The sequence below is a fragment of the Polaribacter marinivivus genome (assembly GCF_042651285.1).
GTDB classification, from domain to species: domain Bacteria; phylum Bacteroidota; class Bacteroidia; order Flavobacteriales; family Flavobacteriaceae; genus Polaribacter; species Polaribacter marinivivus.
This window is the reverse complement of sequence record NZ_JBHSCY010000003.1, coordinates 149,578-161,594: the sequence shown is the minus strand read 5'-3', so window position 1 is coordinate 161,594 and position 12,017 is coordinate 149,578. Positions and strand designations below refer to the sequence as shown.

Genomic DNA, 12,017 nt, shown 5'->3' with positions numbered 1-12,017 from the left:
AATTTAGTTTCTTTAATTGATATTAGTTTTTAAATATATTTTTTAATCGACTTTTTTATCAAACTTAACATTAAATAATTTAACATGATTTTTCTCAAGTAATTCTCTTAATTCATCTGTTATTTCTATAAATCCTATTGGTGTTTCTAATTGTTTATTATATTTCGATAGAGCAGATAAATAATTTAAATAACTTTCATATTTCAGATTATTATCAATAGTTAGAAATATAAAATCAATATTTTTAAACATCTTGTATTTTTTATCTAAATCACTTAATTTTAAATTAAAACCATTAATTTCTAGTGAATCTTTATTTTTCAAGTTAAAATGTAAAAATCTATTTTTATCCATAATAATTTTAGCTTCTTCAAATGCCAAGAAATAGAGCAAGTCAATCATTTTATAAATCTGACCTTTACTTATTTTTATTTCTTTATTGAATTCATTCAGAGCTCTTTCTTTTTCTAAGTTTCTTTCACTATTTATATTTTGTTTATTTAATCTACAAAATAATCCACTTTTAATATTATTGATATGTCCTGTCCTATAGTTAATTAAAAGTGAATTGGCTTTTGAGAATTGACTTTTCACTCTCTGAATAATACTATAGTCTAGTCTTTTATCTGCTAGTAAATGTGTTTGTAAAAAAACAACTTCTGTTTCTTTAATTTTATTTCTATATTTTAAAATTGTATCTGATAAAAATTCAATTGGTGTCCTTATATTTTCAAAATAAACCTCTTTATCTTTAGTAACATAAACACTAAAGAATCTGCTTATACTTTTATTACTGTATTTAACACTATCTCCTGTATTAGGAGGCAAAAGAACTTCCTTATTTTGAGCAATAATTAAATTCTGTGAAAGCAAAATGAATAATAATATCTTTTTCATTAACTATCTAATTTTTAAAAAAAACAAAGAAAATAATTTTATCGTTTACTTTAACACTAAATGACAACTAAGATGAATTTTCATTTTAACAATCTAGTTTTTTTATAAACCTATACTTTTCTTACTTTAGAGGCTCAAATAATTCAAATCAAACTTTTTATGAAAAAACTACTACTCTTTTCATTGATTTTAGCATTTTCAATTCCTCAACAAGCTAATGCTCAAAAGAAAAAATCTAAAAAAGATAAAAAGACTGCACAAGTTGCACCAAAACCAAAAAAAAGCAAACCATCTTACAAAACCTATGTAAATTCTAAAACAAAATCAGATGATGGTTTATTTCATGTACATAATAACAATGGTAAATTCATGTATGAAATTCCAAAATCACATTTTGAAAAAGAAATGTTATTAGTAACTAGAATTAAAGACATCCCTGCTGGTTTAGGTGGTGGTTATGTAAATGCTGGTTCAAAAATTAACACACAAGTTGTAGTTTGGGAGGAGTTTCAAAATAAAATTTTACTAAAAGTAAAATCATATAACGCAGTTGCAAATGATTCTCTACCCATTTATAAATCAGTAAAAGCAAACAACTTAGAACCTATTATTTATGCTTTTGATATAAAATCTCAAAACCCAGATTCTACAGCTGTTTTAGTTGATGTTACAAAATTCTTCTCTTCAGACATAAAAGCTATTTCTGCTTTACCTTCTTTTTACAGAGCTCGTTATAAAGTAAGAAGATTAGACCCAACTCGTAGTTTTATCAATAGCATAAAAAGTTACCCAAAAAATATAGAGGTTGTTCAAGACTTTACTTATGATGCAGCAGCTCCACCAAGTAATAGTAACACAAATACAATTACAATTAGAGTAAATCAATCTATGATATTACTTCCAGAAGATAAAATGATGCCAAGAATTTATGACAAAAGAGTGGGTTATTTTTCTATTGGAAATGTAGACTATAGTTCTGAAGCTTTAAAAGCAGATGCTAAAAGATATATAAGAAGATGGCGTTTAGAACCTAAAGATGTTAGCGCTTATAATAGAGGTGAATTAGTAGAACCTATTAAACCTATTGTGTATTATTTAGACCCTGCAACTCCAGAAAAATTAAGAAAATACATTAAGCAAGGTGTAGACGATTGGGCAAAAGTTTTTGAAACAGCAGGATTTAAAAATGCAATTATGGCAAAATATCCTCCTACAAAAGAAGAAGACCCAGAGTTTAGTATGGAAGATGTACGTTATTCTTCTATAAGATATGTAGCAAGCACTACAAGAAATGCAACAGGACCAAGTGTTTCTGACCCAAGAACTGGAGAAATTTTAGAGAGTGATATTATTTGGTATCACAACCACTTACGTTCTTACAGAAACAGATATTTATTAGAAACTGGTGCAGCAAACCCCTCTGCAAGAACATTAGATACTCCTGCAGAAGAAATAGGTGAAATGATGCGTATGGTAATTTCTCATGAGGTTGGTCATGCATTGGGTTTACCTCATAATATGGCTGCAAGTTTTGCATATCCTGTAGATTCTTTACGTTCTGGAAAGTTTACTCAAAAAATGGGAATTGCAGCAACCATAATGGATTATGCACGTTACAATTATATAGCGCAACCAGGTGATAAAAACATTCGTTTTATACGTCAATTAGGACCTTATGATCATTATGCAATTAACTGGGGATATCGCAAACTTTCTTGGGCAAAAACTCCTAAACAAGAAGTGGAAACTTTAGATAAATGGATTGAAGATAAAGCTGATAATCCTATTTATAGATTTGGAGGTCAACGTTTTGATCCATCAGCTCAGACAGAAGGTATTGGAAACGATCAAGTAAAAGCATCTACATATGGTGTAAAAAACTTAAAAATTGTAGCTAAAAACTTACCTGATTGGACGTCTAATCAAACCAATAATTACGAAGATTTATCTGAATTATATGGAGAATTATTAGGTGTTTGGAGCAGATATGTAGGTCATGTTTCTGGTAATATTGGTGGTGTTTACGAATACAATAAAAAACCAAGTCAAGATGGTTTTGTTTATCAACCAGTTTCAAAAGAAAAGCAAAAAGAGTCTATGTCTTGGTTACAAGAAAATGCCTTTAAAACACAAGATTGGTTGTTAGATAATAGCATTTTAGCAAATATAGATGAGAGTGGTTATACTAACAGAATGTTACGTTTACAAAACAGACAATTAGCTACTTTATTAAGTACATCTCGTTTAGAAAGAATGATAGATGCGTCTGTAATTGAACCAAATTCTTATGAGGTTATAGATATGGTTCGTGATTTAAGAAATGGTATATTTTCTGAAGCTAATTATACTAGAAATGTAGATGTATTTAGACGTAACTTACAAAAAGCTTTTATAGATAGAATGGCTTCTATTATGAATTCTAAAAGCCCTAAACATTCAGATATTAATTCTTTTGTTAGAGGTGAATTAGAGTCTTTAAATTTTCAATTAACTATTGCAAAAAATAGACGAGTTAATAGAATGACAAAATATCATTATAGAGATTGCTTGGCTAAAATCAAACAAATATTAGATCCAAAATAAGTAACTTATTTTCTAACTAAATAATTACCTATTGCACATTGTAAACAACGTTTCTTTGTGCAATAGTTGTTTTTAAGCTCTAATAAAGCTTGACTTTCCATAGCATTATTAGCTTCCAATTTTAAATCTTTAAATTTAGTAATGATGCTGTTTTTTTCTGATGAAACTTGCTGAATTAATTTTAAAATTTCTTCATTAAAATTTTCTCCTTTGTATTTTAAATACACAAATTTTAAAGGAATTATAGTATTTATTAAAACCAAGTCTACAAAAGCTTTAGAAATATTTTTAGAACTTGATTTTGATGCTTTATCAAAAGTGAAATGGTTTTTCCAAAAATCATCAATCTTAATTTTAAATAAGTCATAAAAATGGTCTTTTTTATTTATTTCCATAATAGATGAAAACAGATTTTGATACTTATAATATAAAGCACTCAATTGCGCAATTCGTATTGTAGGAAAATTATTAGGCCTCATTCTAAAAAACTGAAAAGTGTGTTTTGAAATTGGTCTTAATTTATATTTATAGGACAAATACTCGTATTCTTTTTGAAACTCATTATAATAGGGTTCTTCTATTGAATCTACTAAAAATCCTGCTTGCCCAAATAAAAGTGCGTTTAGTTGTTTTTTATCAAAACGAACTTTTCTTATTATTGAAAAATCTATTGAATTTGCCAATTGTAAAAAAGCATCTCCGTTTATTTTTAACCCAAAATTTTTAGCAAGTAATAGAAATAAAACCGCTTCAAAATCAAAGTTATTTTTCTTTAATAATTCAGTAATAAATTCTGATTTACTTTCTAATCTTTCAAAATACAAACGCTCTAACCAATTTAGAATTAAGAAATCATCTAAATCTGAAATTTGATTTTCACAAGGAATCCAGCTTTTATAATTTTTAGATATTTCTTGATAAGCTTTAAATACTTTTTTATCAACAATCTCTTTTAATTCTAAAGTAGGTAAAGGCTTATTATTCTTCATAAAAACGTCTGTGTCATGCTCCCAAACCACATGTAAAATAACAGCATCATAATTAACATCTGTTTCGTGTTTATGCAAATACCAATCAGAAGATTTTATATGCATTTCTACATTACCTGCCCAATGTTGATTATCTAAAAACAATTGAGCATTTAAGAAATCTGGACCGCTATTAACATTACGTTTTCCAACATCTTTAATAACTAAAGAATCTTGTTTTGAGGTTTTTAAAGCAGTTTTAGAAAATAATTTGTATTGCCATACATAATACAAAAAGTCTTCTTTCATAGTTTTTTGTTTTCAAGGTACAAAAAATTTATACTCATATAAATTTTACTAATCAGTTTTAAAAAAAAGTGCAATAGCATTCATTTATTTTTGTGTAAAATTTATAAAAACATGAATGTAATTGAAAGTTTAGAATGGAGATATGCTGTAAAGAAATTTGATGCTGATAAATCTCTAACTGAAAACCAGATAACAACTTTAAAAAAAGCGTTTAATTTAACAGCTACTTCATATGGTTTACAACCTTTAAAACTAGTAGTCATAAAAAATAAAGACATACAAAAAGAGCTAGTGGCACATTCTTGGAACCAGCCTCAAGTATTAGAAGCTTCTCACCTTTTAGTAATTTGCATACCAAAAACTTACGATAAAGAAGAAGTAACCAAATATTTTAATTTGGTTCAAAAAATTAGAAACACACCAGATGCCATTATAAATCCTTTTAAAAAGTTTTTAACTCAAGAAATTGAAAAGAAAACTCAAGAAGAATTATTAGCATGGAATAAAAATCAAGCTTATTTAGCTTTAGGAAACCTTTTAACTGTTTGTGCTTCTCTACAAATAGATGCTTGTCCTATGGAAGGTTTTATTCCAGAAAAATATGACGAAGTATTAGAACTAGATAAACTTAATCTCACATCTACTTTAGTTTTACCTATTGGATATAGAGCAAATGATGATTACATGAAAGATCTTAAAAAAGTGAGAAAAAATTTAGAAGAAGTTGTTTTAGAAATTAACTAATTATCTAATAAAAATAAATAGGCCTTCATTTTTTTGAAGGCTTTTTTTATGGATTTAAAAACCGTAATTTTACCTTAAAATTATAATAAAATATGAGTACTGATATCAGAAATATAGAGCCTAAAACTGTTTGGAATCATTTTGCAGATTTAAATGCTGTACCTCGTCCATCAAAAAAAGAAGATAGGGTAATAAAATTTATGGTTGATTTTGGCAAAAGCTTAAATTTAGAAACTTCAGTAGATAAAGTGGGTAATGTTATTATTAAGAAGCCAGCAACTTCTAGTATGGAAAAGAGAAAAAAAATTGTGTTGCAAGGCCATATAGATATGGTACATCAAAAAAATGCAGATACAGTTTTTGATTTTGACTCACAAGGAATTCAAATGTTTGTAGATGGTGATTGGGTAAAAGCAAAAGGCACAACTTTAGGTGCAGATAATGGTCTAGGTGTTGCTGCAATTATGGCTGTTTTATCTTCTACTGACATTCCTCACCCAGCTATAGAAGGTTTATTTACCATAGATGAAGAAACTGGCATGACAGGTGCAATGGGTTTAGAAGGCAATGTTTTAGAAGGTGAAATTTTGCTAAACTTAGACACAGAAGAAGATGATGAAATTGGTATTGGTTGTGCAGGTGGTGTAGATATTACTGCAACTGGTTCTTACAAAGAGGAAATAACTAGAGAAGATGATATTGCTTATCAAGTTTCTGTAAAAGGATTAAATGGAGGGCATTCTGGAATGGATATTATTAAAGGTTTAGGTAATGCCAATAAAATAATGAATAGACTACTTTATAGTGTTATTAATGCAATTGAAATTGCTGAAATTAATGGTGGTAGTTTACGTAATGCAATTCCAAGAGAGAGTTTTGCTACTATAGTTACAGATAGAAATAATGACAGATTTGTTGAGCTTAGACTTTTAGAAGAAATCAAAAAAATTAAAGCAGAATTTAAAACTTTAGAACCTAATTTAGAGATTGAATTCTCTACAACATCTACTCCAAAACAAAAGATGAATAAAGAGAATTCTGCCATTTTAATTAAAGCCATTTATGCAACTTTAAATGGAGTTTATAGAATGAGTTCTGATGTTGATGGTTTAGTTGAAACTTCAAATAATGTAGCAAGAGTAATTGTAAAAGAAGGGCAAATAAAAATTGGTTGTTTAACAAGGTCATCATCTGAAAGTAATAAATGGGATTTAGCAAATGCTATCAAATCTGCTTTTGAATTAGCAAATTATTCTGTCGAATTTTCTGGAGAATATCCTGGATGGTTACCAAATATGAATTCTTCAATTTTAAAAACAGTTGAATCTACTTATATTAAATTATTTAATGAACAACCTAATGTAGCTGCTTGTCATGCAGGATTAGAATGTGGAATTTTAGGGCAAAATTACCCAGATATGGAAATGATTTCTTTTGGTCCAAATATAAAAGGAGCGCATTCACCTGATGAAAAAGCTCAAATTTCATCAACTCAAAAATTTTGGAAGTTACTTAAAGAAGTATTAAAGAACATCCCAGAAAAATAAATAAGTAATTATAGAATATCATTTTAATTAAAGAGTTTAGTTAGCGCTTTTATTGTTTAAAAAAATCAAATTTTTAGTTGTAAATAATTATTTTTCAATTATTTACAATTTTATCTATTTGTTAACATCTTTAACTATTAAAAACCATAAAAAAATGTAATTTTACTTTTTAGTAAGCTAAATTTTTTATGGGAAAAATAATTGCAATTGCAAACCAAAAAGGTGGTGTTGGTAAGACTACAACTAGTGTAAATCTGGCTGCTTCTTTAGGTGTTTTAGAAAAAAAAGTTTTATTGATTGATGCTGACCCTCAAGCAAATGCGTCTTCTGGATTGGGAATTGATGTAGAAAATGTTGAGTATGGAACGTATCAAGTTTTAGAACATACTATTTCTGCTAAAGATGCCGTTGTTGAAACTACATCTCCTAACGTAAGCATAATTCCTGCTCATATTGATTTAGTAGCTATTGAAATAGAACTGGTAGACAAACCAGAAAGAGAATATATGTTAAGAAAATCGTTATCAGAAATTAAAAATGATTACGATTACATTTTAATTGATTGTGCTCCTTCTTTAGGATTAATCACCTTAAATTCTTTAGTGGCTGCAGATTCTGTAATGATACCTATTCAATGTGAATATTTTGCTTTAGAAGGATTAGGCAAACTTTTAAACACTATAAAAAGTGTACAAAAAATTCATAACTCAGAATTAGATATAGAAGGGTTATTATTAACAATGTTCGACTCAAGATTAAGGTTATCTAACCAAGTAGTAGATGAAGTAAGAAAGCACTTCTCTACTATGGTTTTTGACACAATTATTAGAAGAAATACTCGTTTAGGAGAAGCACCAAGTTATGGTGAAAGCATTATTGCTTATGATGCTACTAGTAAAGGCGCTGTAAATTACTTAAATTTGGCGCAAGAATTATTAAAGAAGAATTCGTAAAATGGCAAAAGCAACCAAGAAACAAGCTTTAGGTAGAGGATTATCTGCATTGTTAAAAGAAACCCCCAACATTAACTCTGCAACAGATAAAAATGCAGATAAATTGGTAGGCAACATCATTGAAATAGAATTAGATTTAATTGAAGTAAACCCTTATCAACCAAGAACATATTTTGATGAAGAAGCTTTAAGAGAGCTAGCAAGTTCTATTAAAGAGTTAGGAGTAATACAACCTATTACTGTTCGTAAATTAGAAGGCAATACATTTCAATTAGTTTCAGGTGAACGAAGATTTAGAGCCTCAAAATTAATAGGCAATAAAACAGTACCTGCATATATTAGAATTGCAAACGACCAAGAAATGCTAGAAATGGCATTGGTTGAAAACATACAACGTAAAAACTTAGATCCAATAGAGGTTGCGCTTTCTTATCAACGTTTAATTGATGAAATCAATTTAACTCAAGAAGAGTTAAGCACAAGAGTTGGTAAAAAAAGATCTACAGTTACTAATTATTTACGATTATTAAAATTAGATCCAATCTTACAAACAGGAATGCGTGATGGTTTTATTTCTATGGGCCATGGACGAGCAATGATTAATGTAGAAAATACAGAAGATCAACTCGCTATTTATGAGAAGATTTTACGAGAAAAACTATCTGTAAGACAAACAGAAGATTTAGTTAAAACCTTTAAAAATGGTTCAATAGCCAAACCAAAAAAGAAAGCACAACCTAGCTTTGTAAAAAATAACATTAAAGATTTTAGTAACTTCTTTGGACATAAAATAGAAATTACTTCTAATGCAAAAGGAAAAGGAAAAATTACAATTCCTTTTCATTCTGAAGAAGATTTTAATAGAATTAAAAACTTATTAAAATAAGTGTTTTTAAAAAACTTCATATTTGTTTTTTTTCTTGCATTATTTTCTGCAAGTATTTCTGCTCAAAACGATTCTATTATAAAACCAATAGAACTCTCTAAAAAAGAATTACGAAAACAAAAAAAGTTAAAAAAGCAAAGTATACAAGGTACTTACAGCCCTTTATCTCCCTCTAAAGCAGCGTTTTATTCTGCAATTTTTCCTGGAGCAGGGCAAATTTATAACAAGAAATACTGGAAAGCTCCTGTTGTTTGGGGGGCTTTAGCTATACCTGCTTATTACTATCAGATTAATAATAGTGATTATAAACGTTTTAGAAATGCTTATAGACTACGTAAAAATGGTTTGGTAGACGAGTTTACAGTAAATGGTGTTGAAGTAGTTTCTACAGAGACCTTAGAAACAGCACAAGAACAGTTAAGAGAAAACAGAGATTTTTCGCTGCTTTCTGGTATTATTCTATATATTTTACAAATTGTTGAAGCCAGTGTAAATGCGCATTTAATGCAGTTTAACACAGACGATAGTTTAACTATAAAACCTACAATTATTCAAGATCCAATTCGTGTAGATGCACCAGTTGTAGGCCTAAATTTTAAAATTAGATTTTAGATGAAAATAGCATTGTTAGGTTATGGAAGAATGGGGCAAGAAATTGAAAAAATTGCAACATCTAGAGGACATGAAATAGTAATAAGAAAAGATGCAGGAGATTCTATAGACATTACAAAAGCAGATGTTGCTATAGATTTTAGTATACCTACTTCAGCTTTTGAAAATATAAGTAATTGTATAGAAAAGAATGTTCCTGTAATTTCAGGAACAACTGGTTGGTTAGAAAAGTATACTGAAGCTGTTAACCTTTGTAAAGAAAAAAAGGGGGCTTTTATTTATGCATCAAACTTTAGTGTTGGCGTAAACATTTTTTTTGAACTAAATAAACAATTGGCTAAAATGATGAGTAATTTAAAAGATTACAATATTTCTATGGAAGAAATTCATCATACAAAAAAATTAGATGCACCAAGTGGAACAGCAATTACTTTAGCAGAAGGTATTATAGAAAATACCTCAAAAGAAAACTGGAAACTTGGAACAGAAATAAGTGAAACAAATATTCCGATTGAAGCCAAAAGAATTCCAGATGTTCCTGGCACTCATACTGTTTGGTACTCATCTGAAGTAGATACAATTGAAATTAAACACACAGCACACAATAGAAAAGGTTTTGCATTAGGTGCAGTAATTGCTGCAGAATGGATTATTGGAAAAACTGGAGTATTTACGATGAAAGATGTGTTAAACATCTCTTAAAAACTGTAACTTTTTTGCTATTTTGCGCCTTATAAAACATTACAATTCTGCTCTTTACTAAGAGTTTAAAAAATATATTATGACGTTTACACAATGGTTCATTTTCTTTTTAGTGGTTCAAATCATACACTTTTTAGGAACATGGAAATTATATGTTAAAGCAGGAAGAAAACCTTGGGAAGCTGCTGTACCAATTTATAATGGAGTAGTTTTAATGCAAATCATTAATCGTCCAAAATGGTGGATTATTCTGTTATTTATACCTGTAGTAAACTTATTGATGTTTCCTGTAATATGGATAGAAACCATAAGAACTTTTGGCTTTTACAAAAAGTTAGATTCGTTGTTAGTCATCATCACTTTAGGATTGTATATTTTTTATATTAATTATGCTACTGATGCACAATACAATAATGAACGAAGTTTAAAACCACGTTCTGAATTAGGTGAATGGGTAAGTTCTATAACCTTTGCAATTATTGCAGCAACGTTAGTGCATACTTATTTTATGCAACCATTTACAATACCAACATCATCTTTAGAGAAATCTTTGTTAGTAGGTGATTATCTTTTTGTAAGCAAATTTCATTATGGAGCTAGAGTGCCAAGTACAGTAGTTGCAGCACCAATGGTACATGATACAATTCCTGCAATTCCTGTGCCTTTTATGGGCTTTAATATTACACCATCATTTGTTTCTTATACTAAAAAACCTCAATTGCCTTATATGCGATTACCAGGTTTACAAAAGATTAAGAATAATGATATTGTTTGTTTTAATTGGCCTGCAGATTCTTTAGCTACAATGTGGGGTGATAATTCTGGGAAATTCACATACAAACCTGTTGATAAAAAGACCAACTATGTAAAACGTTGTGTTGGTATTGCTGGAGATACGTTAGAAATGAAAGATGGTTATTTTTACATTAATGGTAAAAAGAACGAATTACCTTACAGAGCTAAACTTCAGTTTTTTTATACCTATGAATCTAAAAAGCCTATAGATAGAAATACATTTCCTAAGTTTTTGTTAGAAAAAGAAAGGACTTATGTATATAAAATTCTTTCAGAATACTGGAATAACCCTAAAGTACAAGATGCTATTAAAAAGAATGGTAGTTTAACAAAAATAGGACAAGATTCTTTATATACTGAAGTTGCTGGAGGAATAAACCCTGATTTTGCTGCAAGATTAAAAATGGTTAATGTAGACAATAAAGTAAATATTAATTTAACTGATGAAGAAGTAGCAAGATTAAAAGAAAGTTCATTAACAGTGTCTGTGAAAAAGATAAATCATGATGCAGATGTTGCTATTTTTCCTCATGTAAAAGAGTTAGGTTGGAGCCAAGATAACTTTGGCCCAATTTATATACCTAAAGCTGGTACAACAGTAGATTTGAATGCTGAAACCATTCCTTTTTATGAGCAAATCATAAAAAATTATGAAAACAACGATTTGGTTATTAATGGTGATGACATCTTTATAAATGGCCAAAAAGCAAATTCTTATACTTTTAAACAAGATTATTTTTGGTTAGTTGGAGACAACAGACACAACTCTTTAGATGCTAGATATTGGGGCTATGTACCTTTTGACCATGTTTTAGGTAAACCTGTGATGATTTGGTTTAGTTGGGATGCAAATGCAACAGGTTTTGCTAATAAAATAAAATCTATTAGATGGGATAGAATGTTTACAACAGTTGGTGGAGATGGAGAACCTGTATCTTACAGATATTTTGTTTTTGCTTTAATAGCATTATATATTGGTTGGAGTTTCTTTAAAAAGAAAAAAGCTACAAAAAAATAAAAA

Annotated in this window: 10 protein-coding genes; 8 read left to right on the top strand and 2 right to left on the bottom strand. The window is 28.8% G+C overall.

Annotation, left to right across the window (positions count from 1 at the left end; genetic code table 11):
• Positions 1 to 42 precede the first annotated feature (42 nt).
• Complete coding sequence (locus ACFOWD_RS13100) at positions 43 to 897, bottom strand: ExbD/TolR family protein (protein WP_377411318.1); 855 nt, start codon at positions 895 to 897, stop codon at positions 43 to 45.
• Positions 898 to 1,056: 159 nt separating this feature from the next.
• On the opposite strand from ACFOWD_RS13100, the gene ACFOWD_RS13095 reads away from it, so the two are divergent.
• On the top strand, positions 1,057 to 3,480 hold the full coding sequence (locus tag ACFOWD_RS13095) for a zinc-dependent metalloprotease (protein ID WP_377411315.1): 2,424 nt from the start codon (positions 1,057 to 1,059) through the stop codon (positions 3,478 to 3,480).
• Positions 3,481 to 3,485: 5 nt separating this feature from the next.
• Here ACFOWD_RS13095 and ACFOWD_RS13090 read toward each other — a convergent pair whose 3' ends face one another.
• A complete protein-coding gene (locus ACFOWD_RS13090) occupies positions 3,486 to 4,757 on the bottom strand; it encodes a DUF2851 family protein (RefSeq protein WP_377411312.1) in 1,272 nt (423 codons plus the stop codon).
• Positions 4,758 to 4,868: 111 nt separating this feature from the next.
• Between ACFOWD_RS13090 and ACFOWD_RS13085 the strand changes: the two genes are divergently transcribed.
• The 7 genes from ACFOWD_RS13085 (at position 4,869) to lepB (ending at position 12,014) form a co-directional block, all read left to right on the top strand.
• The gene (locus tag ACFOWD_RS13085; protein WP_377411309.1) at positions 4,869 to 5,501 is read left to right on the top strand and encodes an NAD(P)H-dependent oxidoreductase; all 633 of its coding nucleotides are present in this window, start codon (positions 4,869 to 4,871) and stop codon (positions 5,499 to 5,501) included.
• Between the two features lie 92 nt (positions 5,502 to 5,593).
• Positions 5,594 to 7,048, top strand: coding sequence for an aminoacyl-histidine dipeptidase (locus ACFOWD_RS13080; RefSeq protein ID WP_377411306.1), 1,455 nt, complete (start codon positions 5,594 to 5,596; stop codon positions 7,046 to 7,048).
• A 188-nt stretch (positions 7,049 to 7,236) separates the two neighbouring features.
• Entirely contained in the window at positions 7,237 to 8,001 is a 765-nt protein-coding gene (locus tag ACFOWD_RS13075; protein ID WP_298994023.1) for a ParA family protein, read from the top strand.
• Between the two features lies 1 nt (position 8,002).
• Positions 8,003 to 8,887: a ParB/RepB/Spo0J family partition protein gene (locus tag ACFOWD_RS13070; RefSeq protein WP_377411302.1), complete on the top strand. Its 885-nt coding sequence runs from the start codon at positions 8,003 to 8,005 to the stop codon at positions 8,885 to 8,887.
• Positions 8,888 to 9,499, top strand: coding sequence for a DUF5683 domain-containing protein (locus ACFOWD_RS13065; RefSeq protein WP_377411299.1), 612 nt, complete (start codon positions 8,888 to 8,890; stop codon positions 9,497 to 9,499). It begins immediately after the preceding gene.
• Complete coding sequence (gene dapB / locus ACFOWD_RS13060) at positions 9,500 to 10,201, top strand: 4-hydroxy-tetrahydrodipicolinate reductase (RefSeq protein ID WP_377411295.1); 702 nt, start codon at positions 9,500 to 9,502, stop codon at positions 10,199 to 10,201. It abuts the gene before it with no gap.
• Positions 10,202 to 10,280: 79 nt separating this feature from the next.
• Positions 10,281 to 12,014, top strand: coding sequence for a signal peptidase I (lepB, locus tag ACFOWD_RS13055; RefSeq protein WP_377411292.1), 1,734 nt, complete (start codon positions 10,281 to 10,283; stop codon positions 12,012 to 12,014).
• Positions 12,015 to 12,017: the final 3 nt, after the last annotated feature.